The organism is Algoriphagus faecimaris (genome assembly GCF_900101705.1).
Lineage (GTDB): Bacteria > Bacteroidota > Bacteroidia > Cytophagales > Cyclobacteriaceae > Algoriphagus > Algoriphagus faecimaris.
In genome coordinates this window covers 39,571-61,916 of sequence record NZ_FNAC01000028.1, presented here as the reverse complement: position 1 = coordinate 61,916, position 22,346 = coordinate 39,571, and the positions used below count along the sequence as shown (strand labels likewise).

Annotated in this window: 16 protein-coding genes; 9 read left to right on the top strand and 7 right to left on the bottom strand. The window is 40.8% G+C overall.

Features of this window, described 5'->3' with window-relative positions; genetic code table 11:
- Positions 1–189: 189 nt before the first annotated feature.
- Positions 190–456 carry a hypothetical protein gene (locus BLQ57_RS14220; protein ID WP_087940077.1) on the bottom strand — a complete coding sequence of 89 codons (267 nt, stop codon included), beginning with the start codon at positions 454–456 and terminating at the stop codon, positions 190–192.
- 520 nt (positions 457–976) lie between these two features.
- On the opposite strand from BLQ57_RS14220, the gene BLQ57_RS14215 reads away from it, so the two are divergent.
- From BLQ57_RS14215 to BLQ57_RS14190, 6 genes are read left to right on the top strand one after another with little or no spacing between them, the layout of a single operon-like run.
- Positions 977–2,659, top strand: coding sequence for a DUF6044 family protein (locus tag BLQ57_RS14215; protein WP_087940078.1), 1,683 nt, complete (start codon positions 977–979; stop codon positions 2,657–2,659).
- An 11-nt stretch (positions 2,660–2,670) separates the two neighbouring features.
- Positions 2,671–3,852 carry a glycosyltransferase family protein gene (locus tag BLQ57_RS14210; protein ID WP_087940079.1) on the top strand — a complete coding sequence of 394 codons (1,182 nt, stop codon included), beginning with the start codon at positions 2,671–2,673 and terminating at the stop codon, positions 3,850–3,852.
- Positions 3,852–5,018 (top strand): hypothetical protein, encoded by a 1,167-nt coding sequence (locus BLQ57_RS14205; protein ID WP_087940080.1) that lies wholly within the window; start codon positions 3,852–3,854, stop codon positions 5,016–5,018. Before BLQ57_RS14210 ends, BLQ57_RS14205 begins: the two co-directional genes overlap by 1 nt.
- A gap of 7 nt (positions 5,019–5,025) precedes the next feature.
- Positions 5,026–6,030, top strand: coding sequence for a polysaccharide deacetylase family protein (locus tag BLQ57_RS14200; protein WP_244887423.1), 1,005 nt, complete (start codon positions 5,026–5,028; stop codon positions 6,028–6,030).
- A 5-nt stretch (positions 6,031–6,035) separates the two neighbouring features.
- Entirely contained in the window at positions 6,036–6,845 is an 810-nt protein-coding gene (locus BLQ57_RS14195; protein WP_087940081.1) for a polysaccharide biosynthesis/export family protein, read from the top strand.
- A complete protein-coding gene (locus tag BLQ57_RS14190) occupies positions 6,842–9,295 on the top strand; it encodes a GumC family protein (protein WP_087940082.1) in 2,454 nt (817 codons plus the stop codon). The genes BLQ57_RS14195 and BLQ57_RS14190 overlap by 4 nt, the downstream gene beginning before the upstream one ends.
- 158 nt (positions 9,296–9,453) lie before the next feature.
- Here BLQ57_RS14190 and BLQ57_RS14185 read toward each other — a convergent pair whose 3' ends face one another.
- Positions 9,454–11,007, bottom strand: coding sequence for a hypothetical protein (locus tag BLQ57_RS14185; protein WP_087940083.1), 1,554 nt, complete (start codon positions 11,005–11,007; stop codon positions 9,454–9,456).
- A 377-nt stretch (positions 11,008–11,384) separates the two neighbouring features.
- Between BLQ57_RS14185 and kdsB the strand changes: the two genes are divergently transcribed.
- Positions 11,385–12,119, top strand: a complete 735-nt coding sequence (gene kdsB, locus BLQ57_RS14180) for a 3-deoxy-manno-octulosonate cytidylyltransferase (RefSeq protein ID WP_087940084.1) — start codon at positions 11,385–11,387, stop codon at positions 12,117–12,119.
- Positions 12,120–12,172: 53 nt separating this feature from the next.
- On the opposite strand, the gene hflC is transcribed toward kdsB, so the two are convergent.
- From hflC to BLQ57_RS14165, 3 genes are all read right to left on the bottom strand, one after another.
- On the bottom strand, positions 12,173–13,111 hold the full coding sequence (gene hflC, locus BLQ57_RS14175) for a protease modulator HflC (protein ID WP_087940085.1): 939 nt from the start codon (positions 13,109–13,111) through the stop codon (positions 12,173–12,175).
- A complete protein-coding gene (gene hflK, locus BLQ57_RS14170) occupies positions 13,108–14,085 on the bottom strand; it encodes an FtsH protease activity modulator HflK (RefSeq protein ID WP_087940086.1) in 978 nt (325 codons plus the stop codon). The genes hflC and hflK overlap by 4 nt, the downstream gene beginning before the upstream one ends.
- A 324-nt stretch (positions 14,086–14,409) precedes the next feature.
- The gene (locus BLQ57_RS14165) at positions 14,410–15,603 is read right to left on the bottom strand and encodes a PQQ-dependent sugar dehydrogenase (RefSeq protein ID WP_087940087.1); all 1,194 of its coding nucleotides are present in this window, start codon (positions 15,601–15,603) and stop codon (positions 14,410–14,412) included.
- Positions 15,604–15,896: 293 nt separating this feature from the next.
- On the opposite strand from BLQ57_RS14165, the gene abc-f reads away from it, so the two are divergent.
- Both abc-f and BLQ57_RS14155 read left to right on the top strand, forming a co-directional pair.
- A complete protein-coding gene (gene abc-f, locus BLQ57_RS14160) occupies positions 15,897–17,822 on the top strand; it encodes a ribosomal protection-like ABC-F family protein (protein WP_087940088.1) in 1,926 nt (641 codons plus the stop codon).
- Positions 17,771–19,117, top strand: a complete 1,347-nt coding sequence (locus BLQ57_RS14155; protein ID WP_244887422.1) for a type IX secretion system plug protein — start codon at positions 17,771–17,773, stop codon at positions 19,115–19,117. Before abc-f ends, BLQ57_RS14155 begins: the two co-directional genes overlap by 52 nt.
- Positions 19,118–19,222: 105 nt before the next feature.
- On the opposite strand, the gene BLQ57_RS14150 is transcribed toward BLQ57_RS14155, so the two are convergent.
- Both BLQ57_RS14150 and BLQ57_RS14145 read right to left on the bottom strand, forming a co-directional pair.
- Positions 19,223–19,951 carry a DUF4397 domain-containing protein gene (locus tag BLQ57_RS14150; RefSeq protein ID WP_169712762.1) on the bottom strand — a complete coding sequence of 243 codons (729 nt, stop codon included), beginning with the start codon at positions 19,949–19,951 and terminating at the stop codon, positions 19,223–19,225.
- A 129-nt stretch (positions 19,952–20,080) separates the two neighbouring features.
- On the bottom strand, positions 20,081–22,342 hold the full coding sequence (locus BLQ57_RS14145) for a xanthine dehydrogenase family protein molybdopterin-binding subunit (RefSeq protein WP_087940091.1): 2,262 nt from the start codon (positions 22,340–22,342) through the stop codon (positions 20,081–20,083).
- Between the last annotated feature and the right edge of the window lie 4 nt (positions 22,343–22,346).

Below are 22,346 nucleotides of genomic sequence, written 5' to 3'. Positions count from 1 at the left end.
ATTTTGATTAAATCTAGCTTCCCGCGGAAAAGGACGCAGATTCTTGTAGAATAATGATCATTGGAAATAAAAAATCAGCGGAAATCAGCGAATTAAATCTGCGTAAATCAGCGGGCATCTCTTTTCCCGCAGATCCCCGCAGAAAAGGAAGTTGATGCTTGCAGGTCTCTTAAGAGTTTTGCTTTCCAATTATCGCAAAGAATAAATTATCGTTTCCATCTTGCTGGCATTGGCATCGAGGTTTCCGATAAAACCACGGGCCAGCGCTGGTAACACTGACATACCTCGATACCCCGCATTTCGCAGCTCATTCTTCGCTGCTTCATACGGGGCTAATAATGGTGTCGCGCCTTCAGCGCTTATGTCAATCCAGAATCTTTGATCATTCTGACCGAGAACTTCATCGTATTCACCATCAGTTCGACGATTCATCAGTTCATCAACAATCGTGTTCATCTTGCTGGCATTAGCCTTGAGATTTCCGATAAAATCCCGGGCCAGCGCTGGGACTGTCGTAAAACCTAATACCCCGCATTGCGTTCGGCGTTCCGCCTCTCTTCATACGGGGCTACGCCCTAGGCGCACAGGTATTCATAGTTTGCCTCCCGATAATCGGGACAGGCACTTCAGGGTCTTTTTATAGACCAAGGGTACAAATTATTTAATGCCTCTAGGCAGACCTAAGTCCTTTATACACGCATTAATTTGATTTAAAATCTGATTTCATCGATTCAACAGAGTTGGTAAATAGCTCTGGAAGAGCGTAATTTTTCATCACCGTGGGTGTTAGCCCACGGATTAGAATCTAAACACCAGGCTAAAGCCCTGCAGGGGCGACACTTCTCCATAGATCCTAATGGATAATGGAGGAAGGTGTTTTAATAAAAACTCCTCTGGCAGGCTAAAACTTGAAAATTGTCCATTGCACATTGCTGTTTCGTCCTCAGAGTTATCTCTCTTTTTTTTACCTTTCAGGGTGAATTACCCGAAACAGCAGGTTTTTAAAGAATTGCAGCTCTACCAATTTTTACCATTCCTGGTATTGCTACTTTTTATTTTTCCTTACCTGATTCAAGGGGAATCGGTTTTTATCCCGGTTTCAGATAATATGGATTCCAATCTTGCTTGGTGGAAGGCCATGAAGGATCAAGGAAAAATCTTTGGCGGGTGGAATGAATCGATAGCAGGTATGATTGTAGAAAGTCCTCGATTTACATATCCCTCAGCCTTTTCTGTGGAAGGATTACTCTATTTTCTATTTCCGCTATTTACCGCTTACCTAGTCAATAAAGTCCTGATTTTTATCTTGGCTTATGTTGCTTTTTGGCTTTGGATCAAACATCAATCCTTTGCTAAGCTTTCAGAGAAATTACTTTTTCTATTGCCATTACTTTGGGCTTCTTTAGCTTTTTACCCACATAGAGGGATTTCTATTGCCTTACTGCCCGTTTTAATCCTTGTATTTGAAGCCTTGCTGCAGGATAAAAAATCCTGGAAGTATTTTATCTTCCTCGTCTGCTACGCTTTTTACTCCAAACTCGTTTTGGCAGGCTTTTACTTTTTTATAGGGCTGACGGTTTGGTTGCTTTGGGAATGGATTCGAACAAGGACTTTTCCAAAGTATGGAAGCTTGGGTTTACTTACTCTCGCCATCGCCTGGACTTGTCAAGAGGCCTATTTGATCAAAGGCCTATTTTTTACGGAGGAGTTTCAAAGCCACAGGGAAGATTTTACCTATGATTTTGGAGTTTGGAAGGATTTGATGCCATGGAAGTTTTTTTGGTCAGGAAATCAAAGTGGAGTTCATTTTGCGCCAATTTATTTGATTCTTACCCTAGGTTTTTTACTCTTCTCAGAATTTAATTCTCTTAAGAAGAAGTCTTTGAGGGATCTTTTGTTTGTCCTAGGAATTGGCCTTGGACTTTCGGTAATCAGCCACAGCAGCATAATGACTTTTGCAGGTCAGTTTTTACCTTCTTTGGCTTCCTTAAATTTCCTTAGATTTGAGTTTTGGATACCTTATTTTCTTTTTGCAGCATTTTTTCGCGCTTGGGCCAGTATTAATTTCAAATGGGCCAACTTTCTGATTCCTTCTTTATTGCTGGTAAATATCTTTATATATCAATATGAATGGAGGTATTGGCTCAATCAAGATCTCAAACTGATCAATCAGCAAGTACCGAGCTTCAAGGCTTACTATTCGGAGGATTCCTATGAGGAAATAAAAAATTTTCTTGGAGAGGATTGGCAACATGTAAGAATCGCCCACTTGAATGTACCTCCAGCTAGTTCTGCGTATAATGGGCTACTTTGTTTGGACGGATACATGCAGAATTATCGTCGAGAACATAAGATGCAGGTATTTCAGGTCATTCGGGACGAACTTGCAAAAGATGAGTCGCTGGATAAGCATTTTATGAATTGGGGTAATAAGTGTTATTTCCAAAATGCACAATACCCAGATGATTATTTTATGTATGCTTGGAGAGAAGAGGAAAAGATACGGGAGCTTCAGTTTGATTTTGATTTCCTTAGGGACAGTTTGAAAGCAGAATATATAATTTCTGCCTTACCGGTGGAGTCATCGGCATTAAACTTAGAGTTGAGGGTGGAAAATCCTGAAAGTGCTTGGAAATTGCATGTATATTCGATTAAGTAAAATCTAGAATTTTGGCAAAGGGTAGAAAACTGGTATTTATTTCTTGGGATTCGGAATCTAGTAATTATTTGGAAACCTTGTTTTTCCCCATTTTCAAGCGGCTAAGCGAGCAATGTGAAATTGAAGTCTCAACACTTCAATTTTCTTGGGCGGACGATGAAGAAATAGCCCGAATACAAGGATTGGCTAGATCCTCCAATATTAACTACCGTCATTTCTCAGTCCATAGAGGTCCTATTGCCAGTTTGGGGGCATTTTTCTCACTTTGGAAACAAAGAAAGGTTATTGAAAAAATTCTCAAGACAGAGCAGTTTGATTGGATCATGCCAAGGAGTACTATGCCTGCCTTATTGATCAGAATCTTATTTAGAAAAATCGATCAGTTACCTTCTCAGTTGATTTTTGACGCTGATGGACTTCCTATTCAAGAGCGGCTTGATTTTACTGGATTGAAAAAAGGAAGTATTATGCACAGGCTACTTTCTTCCATAGAGCATTTTATACTGCATCGATCGGATAGAATACTTACAAGAAGTCACTGTGCGATAGATTTGCATTTAGAAAGCTATCCCATGCTCAGCCGGGATAAGTTTTTCAAAGTAATTAATGGGAGAGAAGCCTCATTTTTTATAAGAGATGAAAATGTCCGTCAACGTATCCGGCGAGAATTAGGCCTCTCTTCTGAAGAAATTTTACTAGTTCATTCTGGCTCTTTGGGGGCGGCTTACAACCTAAAGCCGGTAGTCCAACTTCTGAAGAAATCTGAAAAGTTGAAATTACTTCTTTTGACAAGGGGAGGGGAAGAGGTGATGAATCAGTTTCCAATTAGCATTCGGTCAAGAGTTCAATTGATCAAGGGAAACTTTAAAGAGGTACCGAGCTACCTTTCTGCAGCGGATATAGGGGTGGCTTTGAGAACTTCTGCTCCCTCACTCTGTGGACTGGCTCCTATCAAGATTGGCGAGTACCTTTTAAATGGGCTGCCGGTTTGGTTGAGTAAAGGAATAGGGGATACGCTACAGGATCTTGGTCATTCAGAAGTTTGTTGTTTTGAGGAGATGGATATAGATCTTGTGCTTCAATGGATAGAAAATCTACCTGCAGGCAGTGATAAGGAGGCAAGGGAATTGGGTTTGGTTTATTATGCTATGGATCAATCTCTGGAAAGCTACAGGAGGGCTTTATCTTGTTAATGGGAGTTCAGGATATATTACTTCTTTTTTTTGTTTTGGCCGGTAGTGGAGCTTTACTTTGGTTTTGGGTTTTCCCAAGGACTTCTTCTCGTTTTCTGCGTATTCAACTGCTTTTGCTCTGGCTGTATCATTTTCTTTTTAGCTGGATTTACCATTTCTATCTTTCTTCTGTGGGAGGAGATGCCATTCGCTATTGGGAGGTCAGTGCAGACCTTTCTCAATATGCACAGTCTTGGATGGGGTATTTTGGTTTCTCCACTTTTTTCATTCAATGGTTAAACTATATTCCTTCTCAAGTTTTGGGACTAAATTTCTTGTCAGGTAACCTGATTTATGGTTTATTTTCCTATTTGGGGATAGTGTTGGGCATATGGATTACGGATAAGGTGTTTAGGCCAATGGACCTACCATTTTGGATCAAGGTTTTACCTTTTTTGATATGGTGGTTTCCCGGGCTTCATTTTTGGACGGCTGGAGTCAGTAAAGAAAGCCTCCTTTTTCTGGGTTTGATGGGGGTTTGGTACACTCGGGTTTTTATTCCCCAAAAGATATATGTGTTGGCGATCTTTTGGTTACTTATTTTTATGATCAAACCTTTGATTGGGATTTTACTTCTTCCGTTTCTTTTGCTGATGTATTGGAAGGAGTTTTGGATAAATTGGAAAGTAGGGCTAGGTCTTTTAGTATTGTTTTCTCCGGTTATTTTTTTGGGTGGCAGATGGCTTTGGGTTTACAGTCATATGGAAGCTTTTTCGATTTCGGACTTGCTTCGCTTCAGTGAGGAGCAATTGTCTTTTTTGGCATCTTATGGAGCCAATTCAGCACTTCCTATGTTGGATTATTCATTGACTTGGCGGATGATAAGTTTTTTATTTCGTCCATTTATTTGGGAAGTATGGGATGGGTTTTCATTGGTGTTTGCCTTAGAAAATAGCCTTTTACTTCTACTGTTTGTTTGCTCTATTTTGTTTGGAATCAAGTATTTGAAAAGCTTTTCTTTAAGCTTAGGTTTACTTTTCTGCTTTACCATATTGATTGCATTTATCTATTCGATGACCCTAAATAATTATGGACTTTTTTATAGAATGAAATCTGTTTGGCTTCCTTTTTTGTATATCGGTTTGCTATGGTTAATTTGGCCTTTCATAATCCGAAAATTTCGGTGAATAAGTGGTGAATTTGCAGCGTCCTATCTTAGTTATTTCTTTAGATTTCGAACTTCATTGGGGAAGGTTTGATAAGTATTCATTGGAGGAGCATCAAGGCTATTACGAAGGGACACTTCAAGCTATTCCGAGGATATTGGAGCTTTTTGAAAAGCATCAAATTCATGCCACTTGGGCTACCGTTGGGATGTTACTGGCAAAAGATTGGGAAGAGTGGACCCATTATTCTCCGGCCTTGCTTCCAGGCTATGTTAACTCTAATTACTCAGCCTATCATTGGGCTATAAATAAGCCTAATTTGAAAGGACTTTTTGCTCCTGAGCTAGCCCTAAAAGTAAGCCAAACGCCTGGTCAAGAGATGGCTTCTCACAGTTTTGCCCATTATTATGCCATGGAATCAGGGGCTAGCAAGGAATCTTTTCAGGCAGATTTGATGGCTAGTAAAAAGATCACAAAAGATAAGTTAGGAAAGGATCCTGTTTCCTTGGTTTTTCCCAGAAATCAATACGATCCTCAAATAATCCAATCTGCGTCTGAAGTTGGTTTTAAAAACTTTAGAACCAATCCAGAAGATTGGTTTTGGAAAAATACAGTAGAGGAAACTCTCCTTAAAAAGATTTTCAGGACTGGAGACACGCTTTATCCTTTAGGTAAAACAAGTAGCTATGAAAGTCCTGAGGTCTATGGTGATATTTGCAAAATTCCGGCCTCGAGACTCTTGCGACCATATCGTAAAGGTTCTATTTTTAATCCCACCAGAATTAAAAGGATTAAGTCCGAAATTAGAGCAGCTTGCAAGCAGAATCAGGTTTACCATCTTTGGTGGCATCCACATAATTTTGGGCATTATCCAATGGAGAATTTAAAGGTGCTTGAGGAGCTTCTCGAATTTATAGATGAAATGAAAGCCACATCAGGCTTAGAAAGCAAAACTATGGAGGAGTTGGCAAAGATTATGTTTGAAACAATAGAGAAAGAAAAATCTTCGGATCAGAATATTTCCGTAAATTAAAGCTAATGCGAAACCTGCTTCCTATTTTGATCTTAGTTTGGAGTCTTACTGCTTGTATTAGCAATAAGAGAATCACTTATTTGCAAAATCTTCCCGGAAATGAAGAAATAGATTTGGATGAGTTTATTCCATTCGCTGAGGTAGAATACGAGTATATTCTTCAGCCCTTTGACGTGGTAGATATCGACTTTGCAAGTTCGGATGAGGAATTGACCAAAGCTTTCGAGTTTCAGGGTTCCCGAATGATGCGTCAAGGCGGAGGGGGTGGAGGTGCTAGTGATATTTTTTATTTTACAGGATATAGTATAGACAAGCAGGGCTTTGTGGAGCTACCTAAACTCGGAAGAATAGAAATCGCAGGATTGAGTGAAAAAGAGGCACAAAAGAAAGTTCAGGATGCTATCAATGTCTATTTTAAGGAAGACGTGTTTGTAAAACTAAGAATTGGAGGAATTCGATTTACTGCATTGGGAGAATTTAATAATAGCGGTACCCAGATAATTCTAAAAAATAGGGCGACTATTTTCGATGCCTTAGCGATAGCGGGAGAAAGTAATATCCTAGCTATGCGTAATAAGCTTTTCATCATTCGTCAGTACGATGGAGGAAGCAAAATCCATCAAATTAATCTTCACGACAGAGCTTTATTAGGTTCTCCCTATTATTTCATACAGCCTAATGATATTCTATATCTTGAGCCCATGAAAATTAGGCAATTTGGAAATGCAGATAATTTATCCTCTTCCTTGGGCTTAATTATTTCCATTGGCTCCTCTTTGATCTTATTGACCGCTCTTTTGACTAGGAATTTATGATCGATGGCAAGGTAGACGTATCCAAATTTCAGGAAGATATCAAGCCGATTGATATCAAGTATTACTTGATCAAATATTTCAGGTATTGGCCACTCTATGTCACAAGTATATTCTTGGGATTGATCATTACCTTTCTTTTTCATCGCTATTCTGTGGAGGAATATGAGGTACAAGGAAGTATTTTGATCAAGCAGAATTCCAGTCCAGAAATGAGAATATTGGACCGTTCCAATATTTTTTCCGGGGCTTACAATTTGGAAAATGACATCCTACTTTTGACTTCAAAAAATCTTGCTGCAGAGGCATTGAGCAAATTGCATTTTAATGTCACTTACTATGCCTCTACCAATATCAAAGAAGTAGAGCTCTACGATCAGTCACCGATATTTGTGGAGGTAAATCCGGACTTTCCGCAAATGGAAATGGGAGAGATTACCTTCACCATGCTCAATGAGGATCAATTTGTCTTGACTAGGGAAGAATCTGGCTTTTTTGATTTTCTCAATGCCAAGGCAGACGGGCCTGTGGACGAGGCCATTTTAAATAAGGTTTACAGTTTTGATGAGGAGATTACCTCTCCTATAAGCAGTTTTAAGATCCTCAAAAAAAAGAACCTTAGACAAGGGGATCAATTGTCTTTCGTGATTCATAGTCAGATGAATGTGATTGATGATTATTCAAGAGGGATATCCGTCAGGCCGATAAATAGCTACGGTACTGTACTTCAGGTCACTATGGCGACCAAAGTAGTAGAGAAAGGTAGAGACTATGTCAATTCTCTGATGGATGCCTATATCGAATACAGTTTGAAAGAGAAGAATCAAATGACAGAAAATACGCTCAACTTTTTAGAGGAGCAACTCTTCATCGTCGAGGATTCTTTGAAGAAAGTGGAGCGTAGGATTTTGAACTTTAAAGTTCAAAATAAATTATTGGACATTAATTCTGAGTTTGGGGGTGTATTGGGTAATATACAAAGTTTGGAAGATCAAATTCAGGCTATTGATTTTGAGCTTCAATACTACCTATCCCTTCAGTCTTATCTGATCGAAAAAGGGAAAGACTATTCTGATATTCTAGCACCCTCACTAATTGGGATAAATGATGGCCTCCTAAATGGTCTAATCAGCAATCTGATCGATATCTCTTTGCAGCGAAGAAAGCTCTTGGCCTCTGTCAATGAAAATCACCCCAATGTGATGGAGTTGGATGAGCAGATTACTAAGATTAGAGAAAATATTTTTGAGAATATCGACAACCTGGTACAAAATACCAAGGATAGAAAGACCAGAGCAATAGCAAAATTAGAATCAGAAGGGCAGGAGTTTTCCAAACTGCCACAGGCCGAGGCTGACTTTATGGCTTTAAACCGCGAGTTTAAACTTCGTGAAAACTTATATAACTATTTGCTCGAAAAGCGGGCTGAGGCAGGGATTGCCAAAGCTTCCAATATTTCCGATAACTCTATATTGGATTATGCTAGAAGAGGAAGCTTGATTTTTCCCAAGAAATCTCAAAATTATGGACTTGCTTTTGGACTAGGGCTTTTTATTCCTTTGGCGCTACTGATTTTATATCATTACCTTAATAATAAGATTGTAGATCAGGTCCAATTAAAAAATGTACTTAGAATTCCCCTCTTAGGGACAATTGGCTACAGTACAAAGGACACCAATATGCTAGTACAAGAGCATCCCAAATCCATGGTTTCAGAATCCTTTAGGTCCTTGAGGTCAGCTTTGTTTTATATCGCTAGTGAAAAAACATGTAAACGGATCTTAATCACCTCCTCTGTCTCAGGTGAAGGTAAGACCTTTGTAAGTATCAATTTGGCATCTGCCATTGCCCTAAGTGGAAAGAAGACGATTTTGATTGGGTTAGATTTGAGAAGACCAAAGATATCGGAATACTTAGGTGTAGAGAATCAGACGGGATTATCTAATTACTTGGTAGATAAAGCAGATCGAGATGACATCATTGTACAAACCAAGTATGAAAATCTCTTTGTGGTGCCTTCGGGCCCTATACCTCCCAATCCTGCAGAACTTTTGCTCAAGGATAAAATGACCGAATTTTTAAAATCTTTAGAGGACGAATTTGATGTGGTAGTGATGGATACCCCACCTATTGGGTTGGTTTCAGAGACGATGGATTTGCTTCGTTTTTCAGATGTCAATTTGTATATAGTTCGTCAGGATTTTACTCATAAGCGCTACCTTTTAATGATCAATGACCTCTACGCCAATGATCAAGTAGATAATATCTATTGTGTGTTCAATGGTTTGAAAGCGGGGCTAGATGTTTATGACTTCGGTGGATACAATTATGGCTATGGATACAATTATTCCTACATGCGTAAGAATGAATATACCGGTGCCTATTATGATCAGGAAGAACCCAAAAAGCGATCCCGATGGGTAAGTAAAGTGCTCGACAGATTTAGAGTTTAACCGCTCTGTAATTTTTGATGTAAGAATTTATGCAATCTTTTTAGTAAAAGATTGATGGGAGAGAATCAGCTTTGAACTTTAAATAAGTCAACCTAGCATCTGTCCTCATAATTCAGGGGGATTTGACATGTAGAACCTTTGAAGGGATTTAGCTCTTCCTATTCTCTACTGTATTCAAAAAGAATCAAATCTGATGTTTCTGTTTTGGATTTAAGCTGGTAATCCGCACCAAGCTTATTTATGTAATCAGGAAAATCGTAGGGTCCCTTAGTTTTATCAGCAAGTAGAAAATAGCTCTTAAACTCACCCAGTCTAGTAAACCCTAAACGTTGGTAAGCTTTCTCTTGAAATGGGCTTCGGGCTATCCATCCTTCGATAAAAAATCGGGTTTTTTCACCCTTTGGATAATATTGTGAAAAATATTCTAAAGGAAAACTTTCAAGATAAAGTGGGATGTCCTGCCTTTTTTGTTCAATGATGCTTTCGTATTGGGAAAGGTATTCTTTTCTTTTATTTGCCTCTTTCAAAAAGTTAGCTACATGAATACTCAAGAAAAGGCCAAACAGGCAAAGAGTTAGAATGAATTTGAGTTTGGTTTTGAAATGCAGGCTTTGCTCTAAAACGGGAATTAAAATGGGGAGATAAAAAAGGAAAATCACCCGGCCTCTTATGTGATTAAAGTGATTAAAAATCAGTAGAAAGAGGATCCAAGCAAAGGCAAGAAAGAGCATTTTTTTGTTGGTTCTAAAATGAATCCAGTAGAGGAATAAAAATGTATTGGCTAGAAAACTTTTGAAGAGCTCCATGGAGTGGACCTGAACCAGTCGGGTTAAAGAAGCCATGATTTGTTTTGTAGAAAAATACTGATGGTTTAATTCCTTTTGATGAAGTTTTAAATCAATAATTTCAATTGGAGATTCTTGGATAAACCAATTTGAAAAAGCTCTCCATTTAGGATCATTTTTATAAAATTCTTCAATCGTATTTTGATAAAATACAGGATGGTCAATGACCTTATGTCTTGCCTTATTAAACTCCAGGTATTCCTTGTATTCCGATTGATTCTCCCAAATGGTTTTGGAAGCTATCAATACTAAGATTACACCCAAGGCAATACCCAAACGCAAAACTTTGGTTTTTTGAAACTTAGTCAAAGCAAACCATGCAAAACCAATCCAAATCAATAAGCTTGCTTCTGCTCGGAGTATCCCTGAAAGGAGTAGCAATAGCAAAGAAAAGGTAATTGTTTTACTGTCTTTATGATCACTTATTATGGATAATAAAGCAGCAAAAGCTGACCACCCGGCCACCAATGTGAATTGCGGAAAAATACAAAGGTGCAAGCTGATCAGAAGCAAAATGACTTGGTAAATCGACTTGCTCCGGGTAGAAATAACAGACTTTTGGATGACTCGACTCGAAAAGCTAAAAGCAAAAAAGATCAGAAAATATTGGTAGATGCTGTACCAATTTGCAGGTGGTAAATGCTGGTACAAAAAAGAAAGAGAAGTAGATAAAAGTGGGTGCATGAAAACAGCATAGGTTTCGGATTCACCAGTATAAGCTCCCGAAACCAACCACATCATGATCACGTCATCATTGACTTGGAATCTCCAGGGAAGAAAATAGAAAATCAGGATAGCCAGAAAACCAATCGCAATCCAAGTATATGCAAATCGGGATGGTTTAGTGTTAGGCTGGACTTGTTTCATAAGGACAAAAACCTGATTATTTAATTTTGACTAAAAATAGGTTATTTTTTCCAAGGGGAAAGTCTGATACGTGCTCTGCTTTTTTCAAAAATTCTTTTTAAGAAATAAGACCAAAGCTCTTCATAGGTAGAAAGTAAAAATTTTAATCCTTGTCATGTCCTGAGTTTAGTTGATTTCCCATAAAATCATAGAGACTTGTCGGAGGGAATCAGCTTAGGAGGAGCGTATACTAAAAATGAAATCTTCATTACGTATTGGATGAGTAGTTATTTTTTTGAGAGGAGAAGGCTTTGTTCTAAAAAGAATAGCTTCTATTTTAAATACAATAAAACCCGTAAACTTGTGTGATCATCGCTAATTAAAGCCTATTTACTTCCATGAAATCCGCCGCTCTTATTCCCGCACGCTTTGCCTCTACACGATTACCGGAAAAGTTGATTCAGGACCTTGGAGGAAAGTCAGTGATTCAGCGAACCTATGAGAGTACTTCTGCCACCGGACTTTTTGATGAGGTTTGGGTAGTGACAGATTCTGAAACTATTCAAAAACAAATTTTAGACTTGGGAGGTAAAGTCTTTTTTAGCCAAAAGTCACATGAAAGCGGTTCGGATCGTATAGCTGAGGCCCTTTCGGAAATTGATGCTGAGATCATCGTCAATGTGCAGGGGGATGAGCCTTTTCAGGATAAAAAATCTCTGGAGGATCTTTTGAACTTGTTTGATGACGCTAGCGTGGAGGTTGCTTCTCTTTATTTTTCCATTACCGGAGAGGAAGCCCAAAATCCCAATGCGGTAAAAGTAGTCTTGGATGATCAAAGCAATGCCCTTTATTTTTCCCGATCCATCATCCCTTTCAATAGAGAAAAAACAAATGAGGTTTCTTACAAGAAGCATGTGGGGATTTATGCTTATCGAAGAGCAATGCTGCAAGCCTTTCCCTCTTGGCCAAAAGGGAATTTGGAGCGAATCGAAATGCTTGAACAGCTCCGCCTATTGGAAAGGGGCATTAAGATCCGGATGGCGGAAACTCTACATCAAGCCATTGCCATCGATACTGCTGAGGATTTAAAGCGAGCACGAGCTTATTGGGTCGATTTTGCTAGTAAGGGATAAAAAAACCTGTCAGGTTATAAAACCTGACAGGTTTGATAGAAATGGAGTTCAAATTAATTCAACCTTCTCAAATACCGGAAAAACTCGGAATCCGTAGAAAGAACGATACTGGTATTTTCATCCATAGATTTCTCGAAACTCTCCATAGTTCTTAAGAATTTGTACAGGTCGATGGATTGCCTGTTTTTATTGTAGGCATTTGCATAAATATTGGTTGCCTCGGCATCAGCCCGTCCTTTGATTTCTTCTGCCTCACGAAATGCTTCCGATTGAATTTGAGCTAAGTCACGCTCCTTGTTTCCCAAAGTGACACGAGCCTGCCCTTGACCTTCCGATCGGAATTGATCAGCAATTCGGTTTCGCTCAGAGATCATTCGGTCATAAACCCGATCTCTCACCTCATCCACATAGTTCATTCGCTTAAATCGAAAATCCAAAATCCGCACACCCAAATCAGCGGTTCGTTCATTGGCTTTTTCCAAGACGATCTGTTCGATTTTATCCCTTCCAACCGAAATATCCTCCAATACCTCTATTTGCTCCATAAACTCTTCGGTGATCTCAGGATCACGGTTGGTGGATCTAACCACATCAAGCAAGTCATGGCTGGCAATGGCGTTTCGGGTTTCCCCATCAAGTATATCATCCAATCTGGATTGGGCTGAACGCTCATCTCTCAATCGGATAAAAAACTGAAGGGGATTGGTGATTTCCCATCGGGCATAGGTATCCACAAAAATGAACTTCTTGTCTTTTGTCGGTACCTGATTTTTATCTCCGTCCCACTCCAGATAGCGCTTGTCAAAGAACTGTACTTTGTGAAGAAATGGGGTTTTAAAATTGATTCCCGGCGTTGTTCTGGGTTCACCTACGGGTTTTCCAAACTGGGTGACAATAGCCTGTTCCGTTTCGTCTAAAATGAAATAGCTATTGAAAACCAATATGGCCAAAACTGCAGCTACTACGATATATCCTATTTTATTTTTTCTCATTGTACAGGTGACTTTACTTTATCGATATTCAAAAGTGGAAGGACATTATTGCCTTTCTCATCGACGATGATTTTGTTTCCTATTTTAGGTAGGATTTTTTCCATGGTTTCTAGATAGATCCGCTGCTTGGTGACTTCGGGTGCCTTAATATAGGCATCATAAAGTGCAGAGAATCGCTCAGCTTCTCCCTTAGCGCGATTGACTCGGTTGAGGGAGTATGCCTCAGCAAGCTGTATAGTTTCTTCTGCCTCCCCACGTGCTCTTGGGATGACACGATTGTAATCCGCCTCGGCTTGGTTGATCAGCGTTTCTCGCTCTTGCTGAGCTTCATTTACAGCATTGAAGGATGGCTTGACAGGTTCAGGAGGATTCACGTCCTGTAGTACAACCTGATCAATTCGAATTCCATTTTCGTATTCATCGCAGAGTTTTTGAAGCTCTACCTCTACACTAGAGGCTATCTCCTGCCTGCCTACAGTGAGCACTTCGTTGACAGTCCGGTCTCCCACTATCTTACGCATCACGGATTCAGACATATCTCGAAGGGTTTTTTCAGCATTTCTTACTTTAAATAAAAACTTGTAAGAATCAGTAATTCTGTATTGAACTACCCATTCCACATCCGTCAGGTTAAGGTCTCCTGTCAGCATCATGCTTTCATCTCCATAGCCTGTTTTGACATAATCTGAGCGCTGACCTGCTGTGAGGGTTCGAAATCCGAATTCCTGCTTTAATTGCCTTTGAACTGGGATTTTAAACATTTTTTCAATTCCTAAAGGAAGTATAAAGTTTAATCCCGGCTGTACTGTTCGGTTGTACTCGCCGAGCTGTATGACTACACCTTCTTCTTCAGGACCGACGGTTTTTACACTGGAGAATAGGATAATCAGGACAAAAATTACCCCTACAATCTTTCCGAGGTATTTTTTAATCCAATCCGGATTGATGTTAATATTGATATTTCGTTCTGCCATATTTTATTTGTTGATACTCTTAATAGGCACTTAGGCTATTTTTGGGTGTGAAAATTATTTTTTGGAATGGACGGTGTTAAGAAGGCTGTGAATAGGACGCTTTGTTGAATTCCCTCAGTTAATAAGATTCAATTGCAAGATACGAAATTCTTAGGGAATGCCTGTTTTCTTGTTAAAAAGCAAACCTTAAAGCAAGATAGGTTTCGGGATTTACAAGAGACTAAGTGGGCTGAAAATGGAATCGTTGAAAAGAGGGAGGAAAGGAGCGACTTAAACACTTCTTCCCTCACTGTTTGCAATCAAAATTAGCTATTACGCTTGTGGTCAAAGGGTGTAGCTGACTCTGTAAATACAATTGGCCACATCATCGGAGATCAATAGACTTCCATCTGGTAATTCCTGTACGTCCACAGGTCTACCCCAAACTTCCTGTGTAGCCTCATTCAGCCATCCGGATGCAAAAGGCTTCTCTCCAATCACTTTTCCATTCGCGTCAATTTCAACCTTTACTACATCGTAGCCTGATTTTTTACTTCTATTCCAACTACCGTGTTTGGCAATGATGGCCTGATTTTTAAAGTCCGCTGGAAACATACTCCCTTCATAAAAACGAATACCCAATGGGGCCACATGGGCTCCGAGTTTGGCTTCAGGCTGCACGTATTCAGAGGCCGCTTTGCCTTTATTGCCAAATTCCGGATCCTTCACCGTTCCAGCATGCCAATAAGGATACCCGAAGTGCTGACCTTTCTCAGTCACTTTATTCAATTCACAGTCAGGAATATCATCTCCCATCATGTCCCTACCATTATCTGTAAACCAAAGTTCTCCGGTAACGGGATGCCAGTCAAAGCCTACGGTATTTCTCACCCCGTGTGCGTAAATTTCCGGCTGTGGGTTCGCCGCATTAGGATCAATTCTGGTAATAGAAGCATAAATCTCATCCTTTGATTCGCAAATATTGCATGGCGCACCTACGGGTACATAGAGCATACCATCCGGCCCAAAGGCGATGAATTTCCAACCATGATGCCCATCAGTAGGGTAATCATCATAGACTACTTCAAATTTTGGATTGTTTAAATTGTTTTTGATGTCCCTGAATCTTAAAATTCTGCTGACTTCGGCCACGTAAAGGTCCCCGTCTTTGTAGGCAACTCCATTGGGCATTCGCAGTCCTTCGGCCAAAATGAACTTGGAATCCGCTTTGCCGTCTCCGTTTTCATCCACTAGTGCATAAACATTTTTTTCCTGACGGTTTCCTACAAAAACAATCCCTTCCTCTGACATGGAAAGCGACCGGGCATTGGGTACATCTGCCGCCCATACTTCTATCTTGAAACCATCAGGAAGTTTTATTCGGTCCAATTTGACATCAGCTTGGGCCTTGCTGATATCTCGTTTGTTCGAGGAGTTTGAGGTTTTCACTCCCTGTAGCTTGCCACTTTGCTGACAGCTCGCACTAAGACTCAGAAATGTGGCACTGAGGAGTAGACTAAGTATTTTTAAGGTTTTCATATTAAAATGCATAGGTTTTGATTCCAATTACTTTAACTATCAAGATACATCATGTTGTTTGAATCATTCAATTTTCTTCAAATAAATGACAAAACTGAAGCTCGATTCGGAAATCCTAGGGTAAAAAATGATTTAACTGTGTCAGTTTTTTCATCCTTCCCAATCCTTCACTTTTGATTTAGGGTACTCATTTGACCTAGCTTGCATTAGCACTCAGTCTTCCTATGAGTCCAATTAAACAAACTTTTACCATTCGGGAAGGATAGGAACGGGCGATTAGCTATTTTTGCGGCATGTTATCAATCAGTAATCTCTCATACTTTATCGGGGGAAGAGCCCTTTACGAAAACGCCAACCTTCATATCAAACCCAAAGATAAAATCGGTTTGGTGGGTCAAAATGGTACTGGCAAATCCACACTTTTGAGAATTATCAATGGCGATTATCAAGCCACTACAGGAGAGGTACAAAAGGCCAAAGACTGCACCATAGGCTTTCTGAATCAAGATTTGCTTTCCTATCAATCCGATGAGAGTATCCTCAATGTCGCTTTGGAGGCATTTAAGGAAACCCTTGCCCTTCAAGATGAGATCGATGAGGTCTTGAGGAAAATGGAAACTGACCATTCGGAGGAAATCATCAATCGTCTAGCTTTTCTTCAAGATAGATTTGAGGCCAACGAGGGCTATACTATCAAGGCCAAAGCGGAAGAAGTACTGGAGGGAATCGGCTTTAAAACCGAAGATCTTCAAAAACCGCTGAGGACTTTCTCGGGAGGCTGGAGAATGCGTGTGATGCTCGCCAAACTGCTTTTGGAAAAGCCTTCCCTCTTAATGCTCGATGAGCCTACCAACCACCTGGATTTACCATCCATACAATGGGTGGAAAACTACCTGAAAAATTACGAAGGTGCAGTGATGGTAGTTTCCCACGATCAGACTTTTCTGGACAATTGCATCAGTAGCACGGTGGAGGTAGCCAATCAAACCTTGACACTGTATCCGGGCAATTACTCTTTCTACAAGGAGGAAAAGAAGCTGCGAATGGAATTGCAGCAAAATGCCTACGAAAACCAACAGCAAATGATCAAGCAGACGGAGCGTTTTATCGAGCGATTCCGCGCAAAAGCCACCAAATCCAATCAGGTACAGTCCCGAATCAAAGCACTTGATCGATTGGACCGAGTCAATGAAGTGGTCAATGACGAAGCCTTTGTCAATTTTAAATTCAAGTTTTCACAGAAATCAGGTCGTGATGTTGTGGTATTGGATCATGTGTCCAAGGCCTATGGCGATTTGACAATCTTAAAAAATACCTCTGCTAGGATCGAGCGGGGAGATAAGATCGCCCTCATCGGTGCCAATGGGAAAGGTAAATCTACCCTGCTCAGGATCATTGATGGCTCGGAAAAAATCGAAGGAGAGCGAACGGAAGGCTATAATGTAATCAAGTCCTTTTTTGCGCAGCATCAGCTCGAGGCCTTGACCTTGGACAATGAAATCTTACAGGAAATGGCACAGGCTGGAAGCTCCAAAACAGATACCGAACTCCGTGGAGTTTTGGGTTGCTTTCTCTTCTCCAATGAGGAGGTTTATAAGAAAATCAAAGTACTCTCAGGAGGGGAAAAATCTCGTGTCGCCTTAGCCAAAACCCTGATCTCAGAAGCTAATTTCCTGCTTTTGGATGAACCGACCAATCACTTGGATTTTCAATCGGTAAACATCCTCATTCAAGCATTGCAGCAGTATGAGGGGACTTTTGTGACAGTTTCCCACGACAGACATTTTATCAAGGGCGTAGCCAACAAGATCTGGTATATCGAGGATCAGGAAATCAAAGAATATCCGGGCACCTACGATGAATATGAGTTTTGGCGCAGTCAGCAGCAGGTCAGCAGCCCAAAAGCGGAAGCTCCAAAACCCGCACCCAAAGAGAAGCCTCAACCTAAGAAGTCTGATGTAGAGCTACAGCAGGCAAGGAAGGAATTGAAAAAGCTGGAGCGGGACCTGCAGGATTCGGAGGAGAAAATGGAAAAACTGGAATCCAAGCAGATCAAATTAGAAGCGGAACTCGCCAATCCTGAATTGTATGCGGATGAGCAAAAATCACAGGAAGTTCAGCAGGAGTATCAAGCTGTCAAAAGTGAGTTGGAAAAAGTCACGCAAACTTGGGAGAAGTTGGTGGACGAAATATCGGCAGTTCAGGAGGCTTTAGCGTAAATCAGTTTAATTCCCTATTTTCCAAAATGAATCAGCTCTCCAAGATTTTTTTTATTTCCCTTTTATGGCTTTGGTCGGGTGGCTTACAGGCTCAGATTGAAGATAAAGTGCACAAGGATCATATTTATTCGGTTCGGCTTTTCCCGGCAGGTGCAGTTTATGATAGTCAGTTGGATGCTCCTGTAGTTTCCATTTCAGATTCGAGGTCTTTGGTATTACATTTTGATGATTTGGCCTATGATCCGGAGCTGTACTCGGTCAAACTCATTCATTGCGATGCGGATTGGCAACAGTCACAGTTGAAAAATAACGACTTCCTCTCCGTTTTCAATGAGTTTACGATTGAAAATTATGAGTATTCGGTCAATACCAGGATCCCTTATATTCACTATACCTTTCCGCTGCCTAGAGTTACTAAATCAGGAAATTACATTGCTAAAGTGTATCGGGGTAGGAATGAAAATGATGTGGTCTTGACGCGAAGATTTATGGTGTATGAGGACTTCTTTACCGTAGGTGCAGCGGTTGTTCCACCCACCCAAACTGCTGAAAGGCAATCTTCGCAGCAGCTCAATGTGACGATAAATTACTCCAATGGGGAGGTTATGGATCCCAATACACAGATCAAAGTTCTGATCCGTCAAAATCAACGATGGGACAATGCCAAGTACTTGACCAAGCCTACTTTTTTGAATGAAAGCAGTAAGTTGATGCGTTTTGAAAGCTTTGATGGGGAAAATACTTTTTTGGCGGGCAATGAATTTCGTTTTGTGGATTTGCGATTTATTCGGACAGCAGGGATGAATATTGCCAGAATTACGGTGGAGACAGACGTCATCTATGCAGATGCCAAAATCGACAGTCCTAGGCCTAATCTGGCCTATTCCCAGTATTTGGACTTGAATGGTCAATATGTGGTCTTTAATAACGATAGGCCGGGAGGAGACCCTGAGATTGACAGTCAGTATATCTTGACTAATTTTTATTTGAAGTATCCATTTGGAACTGAACCCATTTATTTGATGGGAGCAGTGAGTGCTTGGGGCAAATCTCCAGAAGCCCAAATGAAGTGGAACGAGGACTTGGAGCTTTATGAAACTTCACTGCTATTGAAGCAGGGGTGGTATGATTATCAGTTTGCTTTGGGAGAGGAAAAGGATACTCAATCTTTCGAAGGGAGTTATTTTCAAACCGAAAATGAATACGAGGTGATGGTCTATTTTCGGGCTTTGGGTTCTCGATATGATCAATTGGTTGGCTATGTCTACCTTCAGCCCAATCGGAGGAGATTGTAGGTCGTACCTTTGTCTTAATCTTGATTAGGGATACGGGCTTTTTCAATGGACACAAAAAAATCCCGAGTGAATTACCCGGGATTTTTTGATTCAAAGACTCATTGCTTATTGGTAGTGGACGTAGTTGGTTAATAGTTGTACGTCAAGTTTTCGGTTTTCATTTTCAGTTTCCTTCATTCCTCTCAGCACCAGCGTGTAGACACGATTTCCTTTGAGTTCTACATTCGGAGCTTCTACCAAAACTTCACCATTTACAGCTGATTTGACTTGGATGTCATAGGTATTAGTAGGAGTAGAGATGAATCCTGAATTCTCTCCAAAACCTATATTTTCTGTTAGAGGCTCCTCTGTCTCACTTAGCTCAATGAGCACATCCTCTGTATCTGGAGACAGGTGTACGAGTCGAAGCTGAGCCTCCTCTGCTACAGGCTCTTCCCATTCATCTTTGACCAAAATTATATCCAGGTTGGACAATTTATTCAAGATGAAGAGGGAGTAAATCGTATCCGGTTTCAAAAGAAAATCCTTTTCTAAAAGCGCTGATGCGGCATTGAAAGGGGAAATTTTAAAGCGTCTTTCTCCGACATAGAAGGGACTGTAGGCCAAGGCTCCAGAGAAGTTTAGCTCTGCAGTGTTGATCTTATTTGCGTCTGCATAAATGTCCAATGAAGGAGAGTCGGGTGATCCCTGATAAATGGAAACGTAGGAGGTAGGAGGTAAATTGGGTGCGTCGAAGTCGTTCAAGCAACTACTCAGAGTAAAGGTGCTTGCGATGGTCAGCATACTCAAGGCCCAGGAAAGGCCATTTTTTTTCAAAGAAGTTAATCTTTTCATCGTGGTGTTGGATTTATATTGTTTTCTGTCCCCGATACGCATAGCTCATGATTTTCGCTTCAAGAGAACCAAAAAAAAGCAAGAATTTTTCAATCCTTGCTTTTGGTTCATCTTTTCGTTTTTGGTCCATTACATGAGTAAATTACTCATTTCTTCTAGCTTAGGCTGGAAAGGCTGATCATAAAGACGGGTTCCCGTAGCTTTGTACAGTGCATTGGAAACTGCCGCAAAAACAGGTGGAAATAGTGGCTCTCCCAATCCTGTAGGGTCTTCATTGTTTTGGACAAAATGCACCTCTATTGCTTTTGGGGCATCTTTTTGCCGTATCATTCTATACTGATCAAAGTTACGCTTGGTAGGAGCCCCATTTTCAAAGGTGAGTTCTCCAAAGAAAGCATTTCCAATACCATCGACTATGGCGCCTTCACCCATGTTGGCAGCAGCATCTGGATTGACTACGATACCACAATCTACTGCGGCTACCACTTTCTCCACTTTTGGTGTCTTTCCTTCCATCTTGAGATCCAAAACTTCAGCTACGTAGGAGTTGTGACAGAAATAGGCAGAAACCCCCCGATGAACTCCAGCCGGAGGGTTGCTCCAGTTGGATTTTTCACGAACTAGTTCTAAAACGCCTGCATATCGCTTAGCATCGTAGTCATTGTTTTCTCCCACAGGATTGGTTTCCGCTCTTTTCAAAAGTTCAAGCCTAAATTCGATCGGATCCTTTCCAATTTCTTCAGCCAATTCATCCAGGAAAGATTGCTCTGCACCGGCAATAAAATTGGACCGTGGTGCTCTAAAGGCTCCAATGGTGATGTTGGAGGGGATCTCCCAGCCTTCGGCTAGGTAATTATCGATAGCACCTGCCGGGAATCTATTGGGGTGGATAGGCGTCTCTGGAATCCCTCCAGCTTTCACATGGAGAGCTAATAAATTATTGTTTTCATCCAAAGCAGCTCTGTAAGTGGCAGAATACGTAGGTCTATATACACCGGCTGAAATATCGTCTTCCCTGGTGTACACCAATTCTACTGGAGCTTGAATTTTCTGGGAAATCAAGGCTGCTTCCACCATGTGGTGGCTATAAGCTCTGCGACCAAAGCCACCGCCCATTCTTGCCAGGTTAATTTGTATTTTTTCTTTCGGTAATTCCAAGCTCGAAGAAAGTGCATTCATGATGAACTCAGGGGCCTGTGTGGGTCCATAAATGATGGCATGGTCACTTTTGACATCCGCAAAGCAATTCATAGGCTCCATGGTATTGTGTGCCAAAAATGGTGCGTTGTAAGTTCGTTCAATCACTTTTGCCGCTTTTTTAAAGGCTCCCTCAGGGTCTCCATCTCGACGAAGCACATTTCCGGGCTTTTCCACATACTGAGCCATTTGTGCTTTGTGGCTAGAAGTATTTTCTAATCCTGCAGGCACTTTGACATCTATCATACCCCCTCTTGCTGCCATAGGAAAACTACTTGCTGGCGCCTCTTCCCATTCTACTGCAAGCTTCTTTTTAGCTTGAAAAACTTCCCATGTTGAATTTCCAACAATTGCGATTATTTCTGGAAACGTAGTCGTGTCAAAGAAATTCCTTCCATAATTTTCCTTGAAAATCTGAATGTCAAATACATCCAGAATTCCTGGCATTCCCAGGACAGAAGATTTATCAAAAGATTTGATTTTCATTCCAAAAGCAGGAGGCTGAACTATAGCTGCATACTTCATTCCTTCCACCTTATGATCGATGGCAAACATTGGCTTACCTGTTACAATCTTGGATCCATCCACATTCTTTTTGGAGTTCCCGATGACCTTAAAGTCCTTTGTATCCTTAAGCTTTACTTCTTCAGGGATATCTAGTGTGGCAGCCAAACTAGCTACTTCTCCGTAGTGGATTTTTCTTCCTGATGCTTTGTGCTCAATAGATCCAGCATTTGTGATGATTTCAGAGACGGGAACGTTCCAAATTTGCGCAGCTGCAGCTATCAGCATGGCTCTGGCAGTGGCTCCGGCGGTTCGGAGTGGTGTCCACCCTTGACGGATTCCCTGACTACCCCCTGTAAATTGACGGTCAAATCGCTCAGGGTAAAAGTCTGCTTGCTCTACCATCACATTTTTCCAATCCACATCCAGTTCCTCAGCAAGGATCATTGGCATGGATGTTTTGACATTGGAGCCAAATTCTGGGTTAGGGGAGTAGAGCGTGACCGCTCCATTTTCTCCTATTTTGATATAACTATTTAATTCAAACCATTCCTTTGGCATTCCAAGTGCCTCTTCTTCGGTAGGCTTACATCCCGCCAGCCAACTGAAACTCAGTACCATTCCTCCCCCTGCAAGGGCAGAGACTTTTAAAAAGGATCTTCGATCTAATTTCTTATTTAAAGTTGCCATTGAA

What these genes read in the sequence shown, in the direction of transcription:
- BLQ57_RS14220 (WP_087940077.1), bottom strand. Translation starts at nt 456, where the DNA reads ATGAACACGATTGTTGATGAACTGATGAATCGTCGAACTGATGGTGAA.
- BLQ57_RS14205 (WP_087940080.1), top strand. Translation starts at nt 3,852, where the DNA reads ATGGGAGTTCAGGATATATTACTTCTTTTTTTTGTTTTGGCCGGTAGT.
- BLQ57_RS14195 (WP_087940081.1), top strand. Translation starts at nt 6,036, where the DNA reads ATGCGAAACCTGCTTCCTATTTTGATCTTAGTTTGGAGTCTTACTGCT.
- BLQ57_RS14190 (WP_087940082.1), top strand. Translation starts at nt 6,842, where the DNA reads ATGATCGATGGCAAGGTAGACGTATCCAAATTTCAGGAAGATATCAAG.
- BLQ57_RS14185 (WP_087940083.1), bottom strand. Translation starts at nt 11,007, where the DNA reads ATGAAACAAGTCCAGCCTAACACTAAACCATCCCGATTTGCATATACT.
- kdsB (WP_087940084.1), top strand. Translation starts at nt 11,385, where the DNA reads ATGAAATCCGCCGCTCTTATTCCCGCACGCTTTGCCTCTACACGATTA.
- hflC (WP_087940085.1), bottom strand. Translation starts at nt 13,111, where the DNA reads ATGAGAAAAAATAAAATAGGATATATCGTAGTAGCTGCAGTTTTGGCC.
- hflK (WP_087940086.1), bottom strand. Translation starts at nt 14,085, where the DNA reads ATGGCAGAACGAAATATCAATATTAACATCAATCCGGATTGGATTAAA.
- BLQ57_RS14165 (WP_087940087.1), bottom strand. Translation starts at nt 15,603, where the DNA reads ATGAAAACCTTAAAAATACTTAGTCTACTCCTCAGTGCCACATTTCTG.
- abc-f (WP_087940088.1), top strand. Translation starts at nt 15,897, where the DNA reads ATGTTATCAATCAGTAATCTCTCATACTTTATCGGGGGAAGAGCCCTT.
- BLQ57_RS14150 (WP_169712762.1), bottom strand. Translation starts at nt 19,951, where the DNA reads ATGAAAAGATTAACTTCTTTGAAAAAAAATGGCCTTTCCTGGGCCTTG.
- BLQ57_RS14145 (WP_087940091.1), bottom strand. Translation starts at nt 22,342, where the DNA reads ATGGCAACTTTAAATAAGAAATTAGATCGAAGATCCTTTTTAAAAGTC.